General features: G+C 61.4%; 15 protein-coding genes. 6 read left to right on the top strand and 9 right to left on the bottom strand.

The window, feature by feature from the left end:
• Nucleotide 1: 1 nt before the first annotated feature.
• The 7 genes from AC1UK9_RS15495 to AC1UK9_RS15525 all read right to left on the bottom strand — a co-directional run bounded on the left by AC1UK9_RS15495 (nt 2) and on the right by AC1UK9_RS15525 (nt 11,523).
• Nucleotides 2-1,024: an ABC transporter permease gene (locus AC1UK9_RS15495; RefSeq protein WP_482577887.1), complete on the bottom strand. Its 1,023-nt coding sequence runs from the start codon at nt 1,022-1,024 to the stop codon at nt 2-4.
• Nucleotides 1,024-2,088: a microcin C ABC transporter permease YejB gene (locus AC1UK9_RS15500; RefSeq protein WP_025112556.1), complete on the bottom strand. Its 1,065-nt coding sequence runs from the start codon at nt 2,086-2,088 to the stop codon at nt 1,024-1,026. The genes AC1UK9_RS15495 and AC1UK9_RS15500 overlap by 1 nt, the downstream gene beginning before the upstream one ends.
• Nucleotides 2,075-3,925: an extracellular solute-binding protein gene (locus AC1UK9_RS15505; protein WP_482577889.1), complete on the bottom strand. Its 1,851-nt coding sequence runs from the start codon at nt 3,923-3,925 to the stop codon at nt 2,075-2,077. The genes AC1UK9_RS15500 and AC1UK9_RS15505 overlap by 14 nt, the downstream gene beginning before the upstream one ends.
• A gap of 171 nt (nt 3,926-4,096) precedes the next feature.
• A complete protein-coding gene (locus AC1UK9_RS15510) occupies nt 4,097-6,739 on the bottom strand; it encodes a TonB-dependent receptor (RefSeq protein WP_482577890.1) in 2,643 nt (880 codons plus the stop codon).
• A gap of 317 nt (nt 6,740-7,056) precedes the next feature.
• Nucleotides 7,057-9,978, bottom strand: coding sequence for a TonB-dependent receptor (locus AC1UK9_RS15515; protein ID WP_025112559.1), 2,922 nt, complete (start codon nt 9,976-9,978; stop codon nt 7,057-7,059).
• Nucleotides 9,979-10,069: 91 nt separating this feature from the next.
• Nucleotides 10,070-11,017: a FecR domain-containing protein gene (locus AC1UK9_RS15520; protein WP_482577892.1), complete on the bottom strand. Its 948-nt coding sequence runs from the start codon at nt 11,015-11,017 to the stop codon at nt 10,070-10,072.
• Nucleotides 11,014-11,523 (bottom strand): sigma-70 family RNA polymerase sigma factor, encoded by a 510-nt coding sequence (locus AC1UK9_RS15525; RefSeq protein WP_482577893.1) that lies wholly within the window; start codon nt 11,521-11,523, stop codon nt 11,014-11,016. The genes AC1UK9_RS15520 and AC1UK9_RS15525 overlap by 4 nt, the downstream gene beginning before the upstream one ends.
• Before the next feature lie 295 nt (nt 11,524-11,818).
• Here AC1UK9_RS15525 and AC1UK9_RS15530 point away from each other — a divergent pair, with 295 nt between their 5' ends.
• From AC1UK9_RS15530 to AC1UK9_RS15545, 4 genes are all read left to right on the top strand, one after another.
• The gene (locus AC1UK9_RS15530; RefSeq protein ID WP_482577894.1) at nt 11,819-13,537 is read left to right on the top strand and encodes a hydrogenase maturation protein; all 1,719 of its coding nucleotides are present in this window, start codon (nt 11,819-11,821) and stop codon (nt 13,535-13,537) included.
• Nucleotides 13,538-14,115: 578 nt separating this feature from the next.
• Nucleotides 14,116-14,979: a LysR family transcriptional regulator gene (locus AC1UK9_RS15535; protein WP_482577895.1), complete on the top strand. Its 864-nt coding sequence runs from the start codon at nt 14,116-14,118 to the stop codon at nt 14,977-14,979.
• Nucleotides 14,980-15,091: 112 nt separating this feature from the next.
• Nucleotides 15,092-16,237 (top strand): sterol desaturase/SRPBCC family protein, encoded by a 1,146-nt coding sequence (locus AC1UK9_RS15540; protein WP_025112563.1) that lies wholly within the window; start codon nt 15,092-15,094, stop codon nt 16,235-16,237.
• Nucleotides 16,234-17,304, top strand: a complete 1,071-nt coding sequence (locus AC1UK9_RS15545; protein WP_473015931.1) for an SMP-30/gluconolactonase/LRE family protein — start codon at nt 16,234-16,236, stop codon at nt 17,302-17,304. Before AC1UK9_RS15540 ends, AC1UK9_RS15545 begins: the two co-directional genes overlap by 4 nt.
• Before the next feature lie 443 nt (nt 17,305-17,747).
• On the opposite strand, the gene AC1UK9_RS15550 is transcribed toward AC1UK9_RS15545, so the two are convergent.
• Together AC1UK9_RS15550 and AC1UK9_RS15555 are read right to left on the bottom strand one after the other, a co-directional pair.
• Nucleotides 17,748-17,912, bottom strand: a complete 165-nt coding sequence (locus AC1UK9_RS15550; protein ID WP_177327365.1) for a hypothetical protein — start codon at nt 17,910-17,912, stop codon at nt 17,748-17,750.
• Between the two features lie 109 nt (nt 17,913-18,021).
• Nucleotides 18,022-18,264, bottom strand: a complete 243-nt coding sequence (locus AC1UK9_RS15555; RefSeq protein WP_482577896.1) for a DUF465 domain-containing protein — start codon at nt 18,262-18,264, stop codon at nt 18,022-18,024.
• A 204-nt stretch (nt 18,265-18,468) separates the two neighbouring features.
• On the opposite strand from AC1UK9_RS15555, the gene AC1UK9_RS15560 reads away from it, so the two are divergent.
• Nucleotides 18,469-18,990: a DUF4142 domain-containing protein gene (locus AC1UK9_RS15560; RefSeq protein WP_025112565.1), complete on the top strand. Its 522-nt coding sequence runs from the start codon at nt 18,469-18,471 to the stop codon at nt 18,988-18,990.
• A 246-nt stretch (nt 18,991-19,236) separates the two neighbouring features.
• Entirely contained in the window at nt 19,237-20,088 is an 852-nt protein-coding gene (locus AC1UK9_RS15565) for an STAS domain-containing protein (RefSeq protein WP_025112566.1), read from the top strand.
• Nucleotides 20,089-20,090: the final 2 nt, after the last annotated feature.

Here is a 20,090-nt window from a genome sequence, read left to right on the forward strand (position 1 = left end):
ATCAAGTCCTGGGGTCAAACGCATCTCGGCAGGCTTCGCCGATAAATACCAACAGAGAAAGAATCAGCGCCAACGCAAAAAACGCGGTCAGCCCCAACCACGGTGCTTGCAGATTGCTCTTGCCCTGACCGATCAGCTCGCCCAGCGAAGCGCTGCCAGCGGGCATGCCGAAACCGAGGAAATCCAGCGCCGACAGCGTGGCAATCGCCCCGGTGAGAATGAACGGCAGGTACGTCAGGGTCGCGCTCATCGCATTGGGCAGAATGTGGCGGCTGATCACCTGCGCATCGCCAACCCCCAGCGCCCGCGCGGCTTTCACGTACTCCAGGCCACGACTGCGCAGGAACTCGGCGCGCACCACGTCAACCAGGCTCAGCCAGGAAAACAGCACCATGATCCCCAGCAGCCACCAGAAGTTCGGCTCGACGAAGCCGGACAGGATGATCAGCAGATACAACACCGGCAGCCCTGACCACACCTCCAACAACCGCTGCCCGAGCAGATCAACCCAGCCACCGTAATAGCCCTGCAAAGCGCCGGCGACGATGCCGATCAGCGCACTCGCGGCGGTCAGCGCCAGCGCAAACAGCAACGACACCCGCGTCCCGAAGATCACCCGCGCCAGTACATCCCGCGCCTGATCGTCAGTCCCGAGCAAGTTGCTCAGGCTCGGTGGACTCGGCGCCGGCTCGGTCAGGTCGTAATTCACCGTATCGAAACCGAACGGAATCGGCGCAAACCACAGGCGCCCGCCCTGCCCCTCGATCAGTTGCCGCACCTGCGCACTGCGGTAGTCCGGCTGAAACGCCAGCTCACCGCCGAAATCCTGCTCGGTGTAGCGCTTGAACGCCGGGAAGTACCACTGGCCCTGATACTCGACCAGCAACGGTTTGTCATTGGCGATCAATTCGCCGCCCAGGCTCAGGCCGAACAACAGCAGAAACAGCCACAACGACCACCAGCCACGTCGATGCGCCTTGAACCGCGCCCAGCGGCGCTGTCCGATGGGAGATAGAGTCAGCATCAGGCAGTCCTCGCGGTGAAGTCGATGCGCGGATCGACCAGCCTGTAGCACAGGTCACCGAGCAGTTTTATCAGCAGGCCGAACAGGGTGAAGATGAACAGCGAACCGAACACCACCGGGTAGTCGCGCGACACCGCCGCTTCGTAGCTGAGACGGCCGAGGCCATCGAGGGAGAAGATCACTTCGATCAACAGCGAACCACCGAAAAACACCGTCACCAGCGCCTGGGGCAGACCGGCAACCACCAGCAGCATCGCGTTGCGAAACACATGGCCGTACAACACCTGACGCTCACTCAGCCCCTTGGCCCGCGCCGTCACCACGTACAGCCTCGAGATCTCGTTGAGAAAACTGTTCTTGGTCAGGATGGTCAGCGTGGCGAACCCGCCGATGACCAGCGCGGTGACCGGCAACACCAGATGCCAGAAGTAGTCCGCGACCTTGGCCCACGGCGACAGCTCGGCAAAGTTGTCCGAGACCAGTCCGCGCACCGGGAACCAGTCCAGTGCACTGCCACCGGCAAATACGATGATCAGCAGCAGCGCAAACAGGAAACCCGGCATCGCGTAGCCAATGATGATCGCCACGCTGCTCCAGACATCGAACGCCGAGCCGTTGTGCACCGCTTTGCGAATGCCCAGCGGAATCGACACCAGGTAGGTGATCAGCGTCGCCCACAGGCCCAGCGACAAGGTCACCGGCAGTTTCTGCCAGATCAGTTCGGTGACGCTGGCTCCGCGGAAAAAGCTCTGGCCGAAATCCAGCTGCGCGTAGCTTTCAAGCATCAGCCACAGGCGCTCACCGGCCGGTTTGTCGAAGCCGTACTGGCGCTCGATGTCAGCCACCAGTTTCGGATCGAGGCCACGGGTCGCGCGGGATTCGCCGCCGATGGTTTCCACATGACCACCGCCCACCGCAGCACCGACGCCGATGCCCTGCAAGCGCGCAATCGCCTGCTCTACCGGGCCACCCGGCGCGGCCTGCACAATGACGAAATTGACCAATAGAATGGCGAGCAAGGTCGGCACAATCAGCAGCAGACGCCGCAGGCTATAACCCCACATGGGCGTATTCCTTTTGCTGTTGCTGCATTTGCGTGGCCGTCAGCGCGGTCGGGCTGATTTCCCACCAGGTGTCGAGCCCGGCGTCGTACAGCGGTGCCGTTGCCGGGCGGCCGAAACGGTTCCACCACACGGTGGAAATCCCCGGCGGGTAGTAGTTGGGAATCCAGTAGTAGCCCCACTGCAACACCCGATCCAAAGCGTGGGCATGACGCAACAGGCTGTCGCGGTTGTCGGCCTGCACCAGCCCTTCGAGCAACGCATCGACCACGGGATCACGCAGCACCATGTAGTTGTTGGAGCCAGGATCGTCCGCACCGTCGGCACCGAAGTAATTGAACATCTCGCGCCCCGGCGCCTGACTCACCGGATAGCCGACCACGATCATGTCGTAGTCGCGATTGCGCACACGGTTGGTGTATTGCGCGGTGTCGACCTGGCGAATATCGAAGCCGATACCGATCTGCGCCAGGTTGCGCTTGAACGGCAACAGCAAGCGCTCGAAACCTTTCTGGCCGTTGAGGAAGGTGAACTGCAGCGGCTCGCCATCGGCGTTGACCAACTGATCACCATGGGGTTTCCAGCCGGCCGCTTCCAGCAGTTTCAACGCCTGCAACTGCTCGGCGCGGACATTGCCGCTGCCATCGGTTTTTGGCGCTTCGAACACTTGAGTGAACACCTCGTCAGGAACCTGGCTACGCCACGGTTCGAGGATTTTCAGCTCCTCGGCATCCGGCAACGCGGTGGCCGCCAACGCACTGTGCGAGAAGTAACTGCGCTGGCGCAGGTACATGCCGCGCATCATCTGCCGATTGCTCCACTCGAAGTCCCAGAGCATGGCGATGGCCTGACGCACCCGGCGATCCTGAAACAGCGGTTTTTGCAGATTGAACACGAAACCTTGCGAACCCTGCGCGGCCCCCGGTGCCAGGTGTTCACGGAGCAGCTTGCCCTGCTCCAGCGCCGCCCCGGCATAACCGATGGTGTAGCTGGTCGCGGAAAACTCGCGGTTGTAGTCGAAGCCGCCGGCCTTCAGTACTTGCCGGGAAACATCGGTGTCGGCGAAGAACTCCACGCTCATGTGATCGAAGTTGTACAGCCCGCGAGTGATCGGCAGGTCCTTGGCCCACCAGTCGACAACGCGCTGAAATTTCACGCTGCGCCCGGCATCCACCGCGCTGATGCGGTACGGGCCGCTGCCCGGCGGGATCTCGAAACCGGCACCCTCGGCGAAGTTGCGCGTGCGCCACCAGTGCTCGGGCAGCACTGGCAGCGTCGCCAGATCCAGCGGCAAGGTGCGGCTGTCGTTGTTCTTGAACAGGAAGCGCACTTGCGTCGGCGATTCGACCTGCACCTCGGCGACATCACGAAACTGCTGACGGTATTTCAGGCTGCCCTGGGTGGTGAGCAGTTCGAAGGTGTAGCGCACGTCTTCGGCGGTGATCGGCGTGCCGTCGTCAAACCTGGCCTCGGGATTGAGGTAGAAACGCAGCCAGCGGCGATCCTCATCCAGCTCCATCTGCTGCGCCACCAGACCATAGACGCTGTAGGGTTCATCCTTGCTGCGATAGGCCAACGGTGCGTAGAGCCAGCCGTCGACTTCGGCCACACCAGTGCCTTTGTCGATGTAGGGAATCAAGTGATCGAACGGGCCGCTTTCCAGCGACGAGCGCCGCAGCGTACCGCCCTTGGGGGCGTTGGGGTTGGTGTAGGCCAGGTGCTGGAAGTCGGGGGCGTACTTGGGCGCTTCGCCGTAGATCGTCAGCGCTGGTTGCGGGGTGGCCCAGCTGAATGAGGTTAAAAGCGAAACAGCGCTGAATAAAATGAGCCTGGAGAACATTGGCAGATCCTTTTACGCGGTGCTGCGACTGGCCTCTTGGCGGGCTTACTCGCGAAGGCGTCGGCACAGTCACCAAACATCCTGCCTACCTGTGATGTGCAACAGGTCGGCGACTTTTATAGGGCGGACTTAGATCAATAAGTGACTAAAATCCGCCCGCACTGAGCGGATTCAGAACTTGTAACTGACCCGCGTGTACAGCGTCCGCCCAAACGGATCGCCGTATTTCGGGTCGTAGCCGCTCTGGAATGTGTAGGTCTGGTTGCTGAACGGTGGCTCGCGGTCGAACAGGTTCTTCGCGCCGAGGGTTACGCTGAGGGTCTTGCGCCAGGTGTAAGTGCCAGCCAGGTCCCAGACGTTGTATGAGCCGACGTAATCGTGAGTCTCGCGGTCGGAGTCGTGGTAACCGCTGGTGTAGCGGTTGGTCAGGGCAACGCCGTAAGGGCCGTAATTCCAGCTGCCGGTCAGGCTGTGACGCCAGCGGGCTACGGCACCGGCCGAGGCGAAATCGCCGCCGCGGAAATCGCCAAGCTTGTCGATGTAGTCGCCCTTGAGTTGCTGTTGATACTCGTAACGACTGACGTACGTGCCTTGCAGGCCAATGCCGAAATTGCCATATGGAGTGCTCGGCAAGCGGTAATCGAAGCTGACATCGACGCCGTTGGTCTTGATCTTGCCGAGGTTGGCCAGGCCAGTGACGATGTGATCGATGGAGCCGTCAGGCTTGCGGATCAGGCGATCCGGGTACAGTTCGGGGTTCTCGAACACCGCCGACTCCGGGAATTCGGCGATCTGATTGGCAATGTTGATCCACCAGAAATCCAGCCCGGTAGTCAGGCGCTCGAACGGCTGATAGACGAAACCGAGGGTGACGTTACGCGCGGTTTCCGGGCTGAGGTCAGTGTTACCGCCAGTGCGACTGTAGAACTGCTGGGCGCAGTCGCGGTTGGCGATTCCGCCGTTGCTCGGGTTGCCACCGGCGCACAGCCGTGGATCGTTGTAGTTGGCGACAGTGAAGGTGGTGAAATTTGGGTTGTACAACTCATACAGCGACGGCGCGCGGAAACCTTCGCTGTATGCGCCACGCACCACCAGTTCCTTGAATGGCTGGAAGCGGAACGAATATTTCGGGTTGGTGGTGCTACCGAAATCGCTGTACTTGTCATGCCGCACGGCGGCGGACAATTCGAGGCTGTCGAGCACCGGCACGTTGACCTCGGCGTATTGCGCCGAGACGCTGCGATCGCCGGCAACACTGGCATTCGGATCGACACCCAGGCTTTGCACATCGGCGGCGAACTGCGCGAAGTCCTGATGGAAATCCTCCTTGCGATACTCGCCGCCCAGCGCCAGTGCCGACGGGCCGGCACCGAACCAGTCGCCAATCTCGCGGCTGACTCGCCCGTCAATCGCCTTGACCCGCCCGACCGCCGTCGAGTAATCGCCATCCACCGCGTTGGCTGCCAGCAACGCCTGCCCGGCAGCCGTCTGCGCGCCAAACGGGTTGATGATGCCGCTGGCAATTCCGGCGCTCACAGCGTGGTCGTTGACGTAGCCAGCCTCGATGGCATTGACCACTTTGTTCTGGTTGTACGACGCGCCGACGTTGTAATCCCAGCCAACCACGTTGCCGTCGAAGCTCAACAGCAAACGCTGGCCGGTATTGTCGTCTTCATGTTGGCGAGCGCCGACCGCGGTTTCGCGCCAGTTCACATCCACCGGTTGCGTCGGGTCGAGGACAAAACCGTTGGGGCCTGGAGTAATGCCGTTACCGGGATAGAACGTCGTGCCGGGGTTGACCTGGTTGCCCATCAGCGTACCGGGACCGATCTGCGTACGGTTTTCGTTGCGTGCCCAGAAGTATTCGAGGCTGACGTTGTGATCGTCCGAGAGCTTGCCGGTGGCTTTGGCGAACGCCGAGGTCTTTTCGGTTTCCGGCACCAGATCGAGATAGTTCCACAGGCTCTGGCGGCAGATGCCATTGCGCGACAGCAGGCCGGGCGCGTTGCAACCGGAACCGGCCAATGGGTTGGTGGCGTTGCTGCCCTGGCTCCAGTTGGCCGGCGATGCGGTGCCGGAGGTGTAATCGAGGCCACGCCCGGGCTGATAGTTGTAGGTGTAGCCGCGATCTTCGGCGGCCAGCCGTTGCTGCTTGTCATAACTGACCACACCGAACACGTTGAAGCGGTCATCCTGCAAATCACCGAAGCCCCAGCTGCCGCTGAAATTACGGCTTTCACCGCCGCCGGCATGGGTTGGTGTGTCGTAGTTGGTACTCAGTTGGCCTTCGGTGAGGCTGGTCTTGGTGATGAAGTTGATCACCCCACCAATCGCATCGGTCCCGTACAACGCCGACGCGCCGTCACGCAGGACCTCCACGCGGTCGATGGCGGCGAACGGAATGGTATTCAGGTCAACGCCGGAACCATTGATCGCATTGGTTGCGTTGTTGCTCAGCCGCCGTCCGTTGAGCAGCACCAGGGTTTTGTTCGGGCCGATGCCACGCAAATCGGCATACGACGCCCCGCCGCTGCTCGAACCCACCGAACGACCGGAGCCGACCGAGGACTGGTTGGCGGAAATCCGGCTCACCAGTTCTTCCGTGGTGCTCACCCCCTGCTCGCGCAGTTCTTCAACTCGCAGGATAGTGACCGGCACTGCCGTTTCAGCATCGACCCGGCGAATCGCCGTGCCGGTGACCTCGACGCGTTGCAACTGAGTAGTGGGCTCGTCGGCAGCGACTGTCGGCAAACTATTGATCGCCAGCAGCAAGGCCAGGCTCAAACGGGATCTAACGGGTGAAAAATGGATCATGAACAGCCATCCCTGCGTTTTGGTTTATGCAGGGATGTGCAATGGACAGGAGTGTTTTATAGAGGCCGGTTTAGACCGATGGGTGATGAGGTTATGCAAAAAAATGGCAAGGACACATCAAGCCAATGCGATGTCCCTCAGCAACCGCGTATCCTCGGCCCGAGACTGCCCCCCAAGGCGCGAGCTGCCATCTCCAGCACCAACGTGTACCGGTAAGCGACGACGCTCCGCATCGGTTAAAGCCGTACCGCTTTTCCTTCCTTCAGCAGTCGCCGTACGGTTCTGACAGACTTGCCGGTAATACGTTAACTGCGCGCTCAACTACCGAAGTGATAACTCACATCCAGCCACCACTGCCGCCCGTAGGGGTCGTAGTTGCCGGTCGGGTAATACGGCCAGCCGGCCGAGTCATCGTGCTTGATCTGGTTGAGTACGTTGTTCACCGTCAACCCGACGCTGGCGCGCTCATTGAGCTTGTAGCGTGCACTGGCGTTGAACACCGTCCATGGCGACAGCCGCCCGTCACCCGCGCCGTTGGTGACCGAGCCGTAGCGAATGCCCATCAGCGTCGCCGTGGCCTTCTGATAATCCCAGGTCAGGCTGGCGTTGACCTTGCTGCGCCAGTCGTAGTTGGTGCGCGAAGTGCGCAAGTCCTGGGTCGGTGCCTCGTCCGACTCCTTGTAGAAATGCGACAGCACCAGCGTATAGCCCAGCGCCGAACTGAAGGCGCCGTACTGGCCCGCGCCCCAGCGGATGTTGCTCTTGAAGTCCAGGCCGCTGACCCGCTCGCTGGCGGCGTTGATCGCGTTGACCCGCACCCGTTGCAACTGGTTGGGGTCGATGGCGGCATTACCCGGGTTGCGGTCGATGCGCGCCAGGGTGGATTGGCAGTTGGCCGAGTTGATGTCCTGGGTGCCGTTGCGGCATTCGTTCTCTTGCTGCAACAGACGGTTTTCGTCGACGGTGGTCAGCAGGTCGTCGATCTCGACTCGCCAGAAATCCGTGGAGAAATCGAAATTGCGCGACGGCGACCAGACAAAACCGTAGGTCCAGGATTTGCCGCGCTCGGACTCAAGGTCTGGCGTGCCACTCTGGGTGTAATCGACCCGCCCGCGATCACACGCGCCCTGCACACCCTGGCTGCAACCGTAATAATCGATTTGCGCCGGGTAGTAGCCGTTGCTGTCGGATTGGTAGATGTAGTTCAAATCCGGTGCACGGAAACTGGTGCCATAGCTGCCACGCAGCAACAGGCTGCTGATCGGGCGCCATTCCAGGCCCAGGTTGTAGGTCTTCTGCTGTTCGCTGCGATCGCTGAACTTGTATTGATCCCAACGCCCAGCGGCTGTTGCCAGCACGGTGTCGGTCACCGGAATGCTGAACTCGCCACCGGCGGCATAACGCTTGCGCGAACCACCGGAACTTTGCGCCGGGCTCACACCATAGAATGTGCCGTCATTCAGGCCGTCATCCGGGTCGACGCGATATTCCTGTTTGCCCGCCTCCAGCACGCCGGCAAACCCCACCGGGCCGGCCGGCAAGTCAAACAGATCGCCGTTGATCGAAGCGTTATAACTGGTCGAGACCGACTTGCTGCGCTGGGTCAGGTTACTGCGAAACTGCTCCCATTCCTGAGGCGTCAGCGGCCGGTCGAGGCGTGAAGCATCGGGGGCGAACACCGGGTATCCGTCACGCGTGCCCAGTTGCGGGCCGAGGTAGAAGTCCTGAATCGAGGCCAGCGGCGTGTAGCGCGTGGTTCTGACGCTGCGGTATTCCGAGCGGTTGGCCGCCAGATCGTAACGCCAGCCGGTGTCGGCAATCTTGTCCGAGAGGCCGAGGGTGCCGGTCCATGACGTGTCGGTCCACTTGCTGTTGTTGCTGGTGCGACCACCGATTTCCTCTTCGCCATAACGCCGATACCAGCGCTCCAGATTGCCGCTGTTCTGGTTGATGAAATCCGGCGAGGTGAAGGTCGGACCCCGCGTGTTGTTCTGGATGTGATCGAGTCCATACATCAGGTCGGCAAACACCTGGCCGCTGTCACTGAAGTGCCAGGTACCGCGGGTGTAGCCGTCGTAGTTTTCCTTTTGCGTTTGAATGGTCCAGTAATCGTTGTACATCTGATCGGTGCGGCAGCGGCCAGCGTTGTTCAGCAGCTTGTTGTCGAAGGTGCCTTGATAAGCGCCGCAACCGGGGCCGAGGTAGCGGTTGTTGCTCAGGTCGCGGCGGTAGCCGACGTCCGCCAGAGGCCCGCTCTGCATGAAGCCACGGTCGTCGGCCCAGATCGGATCGCGGTTGGTCAGTTCCACGCCGAACAAGCCGTCAAAATCGCCCCAACTGCCGCCACCGCTGATTTGCAGACGCTGGTTGTCGCCACCGCCGCGCTCGCTGGTGCCGCCCTTGAGATTGACGTCGATGCCATTGATCTGCTTCTTGAGGATGATGTTGACCACCCCGGCAATCGCGTCCGAACCGTAGATCGCCGAGGCCCCGCTGCTGAGGATTTCGATACGGTCGATGACCGCCGATGGAATGTTCGCCAGGTTGGTGAAGTTGACCTTGCCGTCGTACGGCGTCGGGTAATCGGCAACGCGCCGGCCGTTGATCAACACCAGTGTGTGGTTGGGCCCGAGGCCGCGCAGGTTGATCGCGCTGGCCGCCGGTTGCCAGGTGTTGCCGTAATCCTCGCCTTGGGTCATGCCGGTGTTTTGCGTTTGTGTGGCCAACGCGTCGTAGACGTTCTTGTAGCCGCGCGCTTCCATCTCTTCATGGGTGATGACGTTGACCGGGGTCGCGCCATCGCTCTGCGCCCGGGCGATTCGCGAGCCGGTGACGGTGACTTTTTCCATGCGGTAATCGGCACTGGTGGCCGGTGCCACGGCGCTGACTTTCGCCGCTACCGGCGTGCGCGCCTCGCCTTCGCGCACGCTCAGGCCTTGAGCGCTTTGCTCGACTTGCAGGCCGCTGCCGAGCAGCGCTTTCTCCACCGCCTGGCGTCCGCCCAACGCACCGCGCACCGCACTGCTGCGCTTGCCTTGCACCAGGTTCTGGCTGAAGGAAATGGGGACGCCGGTCTGGCGCGAAATGTCCAGCAGCACCTCATCGAGCGGCCCGCTGGCAATGTCGAAAGTGAAAACCTGGGTCGCAGAATCCTGCGCGTAAACCGCGATCGGCCCAAGCCCCAACGCCAATGCGGCGGCGAGGGTCAGGCAAGGTAATTGTTGTTTGAGTGAGAGCATCGAGGGGCTTCCCTGTTGAAGGCGTCTGCAGGGAATGAGCAGCGGGCCGGCGCTTTTTATAGGGCGGCGATTAGGCCAAGAAGTTATGAGGCTATAACCGCGCGCCGATGCTGACCCAGTACGGGTTGTGCCAGGTAACGCGGATCGGCAGCGAACGCTCCAGCAGTTGCAGGGTGCGGTCACTGTCGTCGAGCGGATAAAGGCCGCTCAGGCGCAAATCGGCCACCTCGGGACTCAGGTGCAGGATGCCCCGGCGGTAGCGGCGCAGGCTGTCGATCACTTCACTCAGCGGCCGGTCACGCACTTCCAGGCGACCTTGCACCCAGGCGCCTTCCTGACCGTTGCTGCGTTCCAGAGCCAGAATGCCCTGCGCGTTGAACGACAGACTCTCCCCCGCCTCCACCACTTGCCGCACACCGCCAGCCGTGACCACTTCAACCTGTGAATGCAGCATCACCAGCCGGGTAAAATCATCGCTCTGTTGCACGAGAAATTTCGTTCCGAGCGCACGCATCCGGCCGTGTTCGGTCGCGACCACAAACGGTCGCGAAGGATCCTTGGCCACGTCCACCAGCAACTCGCCACTGCGCAACGCCAACAGGCGCTGCTGCGGATCGAATTGCGCCACCACCCGCGTCCGCGCATTCAGACTCAGCGCACTGCCATCCTCCAGAGTGAAACTGCGTCGTTCACCGGTGCCAGTCGCCAGTTCCCCGGCCTCCGGCAGCCAGCCGTAACGACGTCCGAGCAACCCGGCCAACACAGCGACGCCGAGCACACTCAGGCTGCCGCTGAGAAAACGTCGCCGGCTCGATGGCGCATTCAGGCTGTGCAGCAGACTGTTGCGCGGCAACCCGCGAAGGGTCGGATGGCGCAACAGGCTAAGGCCGCCGCCCATTTGTTCGATGATCCGCTGATGCTGTGGGTCAGCCGCTCGCCATGCCTCGAACGCCGCGCATTCACCGGCGCTGGCTTCGCCGGACTGCAACAGCGCCATCCATTGCGCCGCCTCATCGATCACCGCTTCGTCCGGCCTCATGTCTGCATCGCCTGATAGCAACGCTTGAAAGCCTCAACCATGTATTGCTGCACGCGGCTGGTTGAAACGCCGAGGCGTTCGCCGATTTCGCTGTAGGTCAATCCGTCCAGTTGATGATAGAGAAACGCGGCCTTGGCCTTGGCCGACAAACCGTTGAGCAAGCGATCGACCGCCAGCAGCGCCTCGATCACCAGCGCCCGTTCTTCCGGCGATGGATGCACCGGTTCGGGCGCCAGCGCCAGGCTTTCCAGATAGGCGCGTTCGAGGTCCTGGCGGCGCCAGCCCTCATAGACCAGGCGCCGGGCGATGGTGGTCAACAGTGCCCTTGGTTCACGAATGGCGGTCGGGTCCGGCAGGGCCAACACCCGAAGAAACGTTTCCGATGCGATGTCTTGTGCACTGTGTGGGCAACCCAGCGTGCGGCCAACGGCAGCGCACAGCCAGCGATAGTCCTTTTGGAACATTTGCCCAATCATCCGGTAATGCGGGTTCTGAACATCACCCATGCCTTGCTCCCTGAAACGGGTCCCACCCGCTGCGAAAAACCATCGTTCTGCCGGGATCGTCCGGCTCTGAATCAGGGGCGACTGTGCAATAGCACTGCTTACATTTGAAGTAATTAAAAATCAGGATAATCAAACTATTAAGAATAAGACGCGCCGTCGCCGCAAAAATATTGACTGACACAACGTTGACCCCGGTCAGTGGGACGCCATGAAGCACTCACTAATCTGCGCGCTCCATCGAAAGCCAAGGACGGCTCACCGAGAGCCCGCGGCTGTCCCTTCAAGGAAGAAAACCATGCGATCACTGAAGATTATTCTGCTGTCCTCGGCATTCAACGGCCTGACCCAACGCGCCTGGCTGGAACTGCGTCAGGCCGGGCATTCACCCAGCGTCGTGGTGTTCACCGACGAAGCATCGGTGTGCGAACAGATCGAACACAGCGGCGCCGATCTGGTGATCTGCCCGTTTCTCAAGGACCGCGTGCCGCACGCACTCTGGAGCAATGCGCGACGTCCGGTGGTGATCATCCACCCGGGCATCGTCGGCGATCGTGGTGCCAGTGCGCTGGACTGGGCGATCAGCAACGAGCTGACCCGTTGGGGCGTGACCGCCCTGCAAGCGGTGGAAGAAATGGACGCCGGCCCGGTCTGGGCCACCTGCGAATTCAACCTGCCGTCGGGTTTGCGCAAGTCCGAGCTGTACAACGGTCGCGTCAGCGATGCGGCCAGTCTGTGCATTCGCGAAGTGGTCGAGAAATTCATCGACGGCTTCACTCCGGTCGCGCTGGATTACGCCGACCCGAAAGTCCGTGGCCGCTTGCAACCGAACATGAAGCAGGACGATCGCACCTTCAGTTGGCACGACTGCTCGCGCTTCATCAAACGCTGCATCGACGCCGCCGACGGCCAGCCCGGGGTACTGGCGAGTCTGGCCGGCGGGCAGTATTACGTGTACGACGCGCACCTTGATCAGCGCACCGGCATTCCCGGCAAGATCCTCGCGGTGCATGACGACGCGGTGCTCGTCGCTACCGGTGACCACAGCCTGTGGATCGGCTCGCTGCGGCGCAAACCATTGCCAGGCGAAGAAACATTCAAACAACCGGCACGGCACGTGCTGGCGGGGCAGTTGGCCGGTGTGCCAACCCTCGACTGGTCGATCGCCAACCAGCCGTTCAACGAGGAGGCGTATCAGCCAATCCGCTACCGCGAGTCCGGGCACGTCGGTGAGCTGACCTTCGAGTTCTACAACGGCGCGATGAGCACCGAACAGTGTCAGCGTATGGTCGAGGCGCTGCGCTGGGCCAAGTCCCGTGACACCCGGGTGCTGTTGATCAAAGGCGGGCGCGGCAGCTTTTCCAACGGTGTGCACCTGAACGTGATTCAGGCCGCGCAGGACCCGGGCGCCGAGGCCTGGGCGAATATTCAGGCGATCGACGATGTATGCGCCGAACTGCTCAGCGCACCGCAACTGGTGGTCAGTGGCGTGACCGGCAATGCCGGGGCCGGCGGCGTGATGCTGGCACTGGCGGCAGACATTGTGTTTGCCCGGGCTGACATCGTGCTCAATCCGCACTACAAGAGCATGGGCCTGTATGGCTCGGAATACTGGACCTACAGCCTGCCCCGCGCGGTCGGCCCGACGATGGCCGAACAACTGACCCAGGCCTGTCTGCCGGTCAGCGCCACGCAGGCGCTGCAACTGGGCATGGTCCAGGAAATCGGCCCGCGCTGCCCGGACGAGTTCTCGCTGTGGCTGCTGCAACGGGCCAACGCGGCGCTGACCGATCCGACCTATGCCGCCGTGCGTGAACGCAAGTTGCGCGCTGATCAGGTGCTGATCGAGCAATGCCGGGAAAGCGAGCTGCAGGAAATGCAGGAAGACATGCTCTACAACCGCAACCAGTTCGCCGAGAAGTGCAGTCATTTCGTTTACAAGCGCAAAGCCTGCGGCACCCCGGCGCGATTGGTGGCGGACTGGGCGCGAGTGCGCAAGGTCGAATTGGCGGGTTGATGATGCGGTGACCGGGCGGGCCTCTTCGCGGGCAAGCCCGGCTCCCACAGGTTTCTGCATCGCTCACAAAATCCATGTCCACCAGCGATCCCTGTGGGAGCCGGGCTTGCTCGCGAAAGCGGTGGGTCAGTCAATGTTGGTTTGACAGGCAGACCGCCATCGCGAGCAGGCACACTCCTACAGGAGGGCTGTGTCGGTCACAAAATCCATGGCCACCACCGATCCCTGTGGGAGCCGGGCTTGCCCGCGAAAGCGGTGGGTCAGTCAATGTTGGTTTGACAGACAGACCGCCATCGCGAGCAGGCTCACTCCTATAGGGGTTTGTGTCGGTCACAAAATCCATGGCCACCACCGATCCCTGTGGGAGCCGGGCTTGCTCGCGAAAGCGATGGGTCAGTCAATGTTGGTTTGACAGACAGACCGCCATCGCGAGCAGGCTCACTCCTACAGGGGGTTGTGTCGGTCATAAATTCCATGGCCACCGCAGCTCCCTGTAGGAGTGAGCCTGCTCGCGATGAACGATGACGCGGTGTCGAGCCGGCACTTACAATGCCTGCACCTCAGACACCGGCCCGCCCATGGACATCGACCTCGCCCGCACCTTTCTGGAAATCGTCCGCCACGGCAGCCTGGCCGCCGCGGCGCAGAAACTGTTCGTCACGCAAACAGCGATCACCGCCCGGGTGCAGAAGCTCGAAAGCCAACTGGGCAGTACGCTGTTCGTGCGCAACCGCGCCGGCGCGAAGTTGACGGCCAACGGCGAGGCCTTCGTGGTTTACGCCAACCAACTGGTGCAAACCTGGGAGGCAGCGCGGCGTGACCTGCCGCTGCTGGACGGTTATCACAATGTGCTGCACATCGGCGGCGAAGTCAGCCTGTGCAACCCGTTGATGCTCAGTTGGGCGGCTGAACTGCGCGCGAAAATCCCCGGGCATGCGCTGCGCATGGAAATCCGCGACGGCGAAAACCTGCTGCGCCAACTCGAACTCGGCGTGCTCGATGCCGCACTGGTCTATCAGCCGGAATACTGGCCCGGCCTGCAAGTCGAGCAGGTGTTGGAGGAAAAACTCATTCTGGTACGTGCCCCGAATCGCCCGGATCCCTACGTCTACATCGACTGGGGGCCGGACTTTCGCCGGCAGCACGACGCCGCCCTGCCGGACAAAGCCAAGGCGGCGCTGAGCTTCAACCTCGGCCCGCTGGCCCTGCAATACATCCTCGAACACGGTGGCAGCGGCTACTTCCGCACCCGCGTAGTGCGCAGCTATCTGGAAAGCGGTGCGCTGGAAGCGGTGACCAAGGCCCCGGAATTCGGCTACCCGACCTATCTGGTGTACGCCCGCGAACGCGACTCAGCCGCGCTGCAGCAGGCCTTCGATCTGCTGCGTCAGGTGATCGAGACCGATGACGACTGGTCGCAGCGCTGGAACCCGTTGAGCTGAATCGGCCGCTTTACACCGGAGCATGGCGCAACTGACCTCAAGGTCCGGCCTGCACAAGCAGCCGGATCGGCTAATCTGCCGGGTATAACAACAATACCCACAGGTGAACGCATTGAGGCAGACCACCGAGGCATTCCGCAGCCGCTACCGTGCGGCCATCCATCCGCTGTACAACCCGTGGCTGCACGGCGCCTTCGTGCTGCTGTTCGGCGTACTGGCGATTGGCGCGTTCTGGAGCAGCGTACAGCAGGTACGAGCGCTGGAATGGCTGACCGTGCCGCTGACCCTGCTGTTCTTCAACTTTGGCGTGTACATGGTCCATCGCCATCTCGGCCATCACAAAAAAACGTTCGCCAAACTGTTTTATGCGCGGCATGCCGGTGACCACCACAGCTTTTTCACGCCCGGGCACATGACCTATGACGGCGCCCGCGACTGGCGAGTGATCCTGTTTCCGGCCTGGCTGATCGTGGTGCATACGCTGATCATCACGCTGCCGTTGTGGTGGCTGTTTGCACAGGTCAACGCCAATGTCGCCGGGCTGTTCGGCGGCTGCATGGTGCTGGGCTACCTGACCTACGAGGTGTTTCACGCCTGCGAGCATCTGCCGCCGAATAATCCGCTGACCCGCCTGCCGTGGATCCGCCAGATGCGTCATCTGCATGAACTGCATCACCGCCGCGAGCGCATGCAGGAGCGCAATTTCAACATCGTGTTGCCGTTGATGGATTACCTGTTCGGCACCCTGTACTGGGAGCCGCAACCCGCCCCGCTGCGTTATTCGAGACCGCCCATGACCCGCATGCAGCATCAAATCGACATCGCTGGCGAGCCGATCGCCGTGCTTCGTTACGCCGCCAGCGTCCATCACTGGCCCGAATGGCACCCGTCGTCGCTGAAAATCGACGGCCCGCAAGGCCCGTTGCATGCCGGGGCGCGCTTTGAAGAAGACATCCATGCCGGCGGGCGCGCCGGTCACTTGAGCTGGGAAGTCAGCGAATACCTGCCCGGCCGGCGCTGGTGCGCACGGGCGCGGGGCGATCACGGTTTATCGCTGCTGCTGACCTACGAATGCACCGCCGAAGCCGCCGGCACGCGGTTTGTGCGCACCCTGGATTATCGGTTCGACGGATTAGGCATGCGCGTTGCCAATCTATTGCTGTTGAAGCGGCGCATCGAGCGCGAATCGGCTACGTCGATGCAGGCCCTGCGCGACATGGCACTCAAGCACCTGGCGCTGACGGGGCATCATTCATGAAGCGACTGCTGTTGCTGCTGGTCATCCTCGTCATCGCCTTTGTGCTGTTGATGCCAACCAAGGTTCAGCCGGTGGCCTGGAAGCCGCCAGCGGCACCCTCACTGAGCGAGGGGCCATACGCCGAAAACCAGCGGCTCAAAGCCGCCGAACAGGTCGGCCCCGGCGACATCGATGGCCCGGAAGCCCTGCTGCTGGAAGGCGATTTCCTGATCACCGGCCTGCATGACGGACGGCTGATCCGCACCAGCCTCGATGGCAAGTCGCGCCAAGTCCTCAGCGACACCGGCGGCCGTCCTCTGGGCCTGGCGCGGCATCCCAACGGCTTGCTGGTGATCGCCGACGGGGTCAAGGGCTTGCTGTCACTCGACGCCCAAGGCCGGCTGATTGCCCTGACCACTGAGGCCAACGGCCTGCCGTTCGGCTTCACCGACGATGTGGCCATCGACAAGGCCGGGCATTACGCCTACTTCAGCGATGCCAGCAGTCGCTGGGGCTATGGTCATGACGGTGAGGCAATCATCGAACACGGTGGCGATGGGCGTTTGCTGCGTTACGACTTTCAGACTGGCAAGACCAGCGTGCTGCTCGACAAGCTGGAATTCGCCAACGGCGTGACCCTCGGCCCGGATGACGCCTATGTGCTGGTCAATGAAACCGGCGCCTATCGCATCAGCCGTTACTGGCTGAGCGGCCCCAAGGCGGGGACTCACGACCTGTTCATCGACAACCTGCCGGGCCTGCCGGACAACCTCGCCTTCAATGGCAGCAACCGCTTCTGGGTCGCGCTCTATGCGCCGCGCAATGCCTTGCTCGATGGCACCGCCGGGTATCCGCTGGTGCGCAAGATGATCGTGCGGGCACTCACCGTGCTGCCCAAGCCAGTAGAGAAACGCGGGTTCGTGCTGGGGCTGGATCTGCAGGGCAAGGTGATCGCCAACCTGCAGGACGCCAGCAGCGGCAATTACTCGCCGATCACCACGGCGCGCGAGTATGGGGACTGGTTGTACCTGGGGTCGCTGAAGGCTTCGCACATGGCGCGGTTGCCGTTGGCTGAGGCGCTGAAGTAATACTTGGCAAAGGTGCGAGCGAGCTTGCTCGCGAAAGCGCTGTGTCAGGCGATGATGATCTCGACCGGGTTGGCCTCTTCGCGAGCAAGCCCGCTCCCACAAGTTAGTGGGTTGTCTGCAAATCTTGTTAACGCCACTGGGCCCTGTGGGAGCGGGCTTGCTCGCGAAAGCGGTGGTCCAGGCGAAAAAAATGCTGGATGTGCCGGGCTCTTCGCGAGCAGGCTCGCTCCCACAAGTTAGTGGGTTGTCTGCAAATCTTGTTAACGCCACTGGACCCTGTGGGAGCGGGCTTGATCGCGAAATCGGTGGTCCAGGCGAAAAAAATGCTGGATGTGCCGGGCTCTTCGCGAGCAGGCTCGCTCCCACAAGTTAGTGGGTTGTCTGCAAATCTTGTTAACGCCACTGGGCCCTGTGGGAGCGAGCCTGCTCGCGAAGGCGGTGTGTCAGTTGCCGGATCTGTCGAACTTGTCGGGGTCTTCGTCTTCTGGAAGATCCTTGTCCGGCTCTTCAGGCACGGTCGTTGTGTGCGCCGGGCTGTTGGGCTCCGGATGTGTTGGAACCGGGTCGAATGCGCCCTGCTCTTCACTGGGGAATCTGGGTTGGTTCATAAGGCACCTCGCAAAGAGTCGCTAAATGAAGACTCTGAACATTCGAGGTGCCGTTCGTGGTCGTCGTTCCCGTCGTTTCACCCCCCAGAGGCGGCGGCGCGACTGACGGTCAGGATCGAGCCTGCAACTGCGCAACGATCTTGTCTTTGACCTGCAGGCGTTTTTCTTTGAGTTTCTTCAATGTGTCATCGCTGGGCGCATCCGAGGTCGCCGTCTCGGCCTTGACTACTTCGGCGTCCGCCTGGGAATACTTGTTGATCAGTGCGTCCAGAAATGGATCCTCGGTGCGTTTTGGCTGGATCTCTTCCTTCGTAAGTTTCAAGTCCTGATACAGGTCATGGGTCACCGGCATGGAACACCTCCGTCAGTTGATCGGCAGCCGACGCGACCGATTGCGTCAGCCAGTATCAGAATGGCCTTGGTTGAGCCGTTCTGTCGACCACCTGTCAGACCAGCGGTGGCCGTTCGTCGCCCTGTCGTAAACGCGATCAAACCTTTGCCCGCTCCGTTCCCTCCATTGAGTAACGTCAACAAAAACCTGCGTGGAGAAACACCAATGGACGGATTCAACCTGCGTCATCTCGTGTTGGCTGTCGCTTTGAGCAGCGGCATGGGCAGTGCCTTCGCCGCCACCTCGAACAATTTCGTCGACAACGCTGCAGCCGGTGGCATCTCGGAGATCGAGACCAGTCGCCTCGCCCTGGAAAAAAGCCAGTCGGCCGACATCAAGGCATTCGCCAACATGATGATCAGCGATCACGGCAAGGCCAACGATGAGCTGGCCGGCATTGCCAAGGCCAATGACATCAAGGTCCCGGACACCACCACCCTGGTCAAGCAGGCCAAGGAAAAGATCCTCGACATGCGCGATGAGTCCTTCGATGCAGCCTACGCCAACAACCAGGTCAAGGCCCACGAAGAAACCATCGAACTGTTCAAGAAAGAAGCCAACACCGTCACCGACGACCAGGTCAAAGGCGCCACGGAGCTGAAAGCCTTTGCGCAGAAAATGCTCCCGGCGCTGGAAAAACACCTGGCCGCTGCCAAAGAGCTGCAGGCCAAACACCCCAGCAAATAAACCTGCCGCCCGCCCCCGCAAAGCCGCATCCCTCGGATGCGGCTTTTTTATTGCCAGGCCAAAGCTGCGCCCGCAAAAAAACGCGAACTGCAGCCATGCCGACTAGAGTTATTCGGGCGCTCCTTGCGCCAGATCAAAAATATCCTTTTGGCCACGAACAACTATTTCGAACGCCAAAGGTCACTGACTTCACGCCGGTCATTTTTTGCAGAACCGGCCCCTGATTCGTTACGGAGCAACAGGCACATGGCAGCACTGCAGAACAGCACACTCGATGCGATGAAGAACAAACAACCACAACTGCTGAGCGAATGGATCAACGGCCTGGAAGCCATAGGTGCCACCCGCAACCTCAAAGACCATGACGTGCAGCAGCAGACCGCAGAATTTCTGCAACTGGTGGTCAATGGTCTGGAAAACGACAACAGCACCAACATCAACGCAGCGGGTTGGGAAACCACACGTCAATTCCTCGAAAAACTGTCCCACAGCCGCGCCCTGCTCGGGCAGGATTCGCAACAGACCGCCAGCTTCATTTTTTCCCTCAAGGGCCCCCTGTTTGCCCTGCTGCAAAATCATTACCGCGAGCAACCGGCACTACTCGCCGAACAGCTCTGGGAAATCTCCGAACTGCTCGACGCGTTCGGCATGCACACCATTCGCACCTTCCAGAAATCCCGTGAGGCGGTAATCAAGCGCCAGCAGGAAGAACTGCTGGAACTCTCCACCCCAGTGGTCAAGCTGTGGGATGGCGTACTCGCACTGCCGATGATCGGCACCCTCGATTCGCAACGCACCCAAGTGGTCATGGAGTCGCTGCTGCAACGCATCGTCGACACCGGTTCGGAAATCGCCATTATCGACATCACAGGCGTGCCGACCGTCGACACATTGGTCGCTCAGCATCTGCTGAAAACCGTCACCGCGATTCGCCTGATGGGTGCGGACTGCATCATCAGCGGCGTGCGTCCGCAAATTGCCCAGACCATCGTGCACCTGGGTCTCGACCTGCAAGGCGTGGTGACCAAAGCCAACCTGGCTGATGCACTGAAGCTCGCCCTCACCCGCCTGGGCATCAGCCTCGGCAAAGCGGTCTGAGC

It is taken from the genome of Pseudomonas sp. AK-TSAG1-1, from assembly GCF_056821665.1.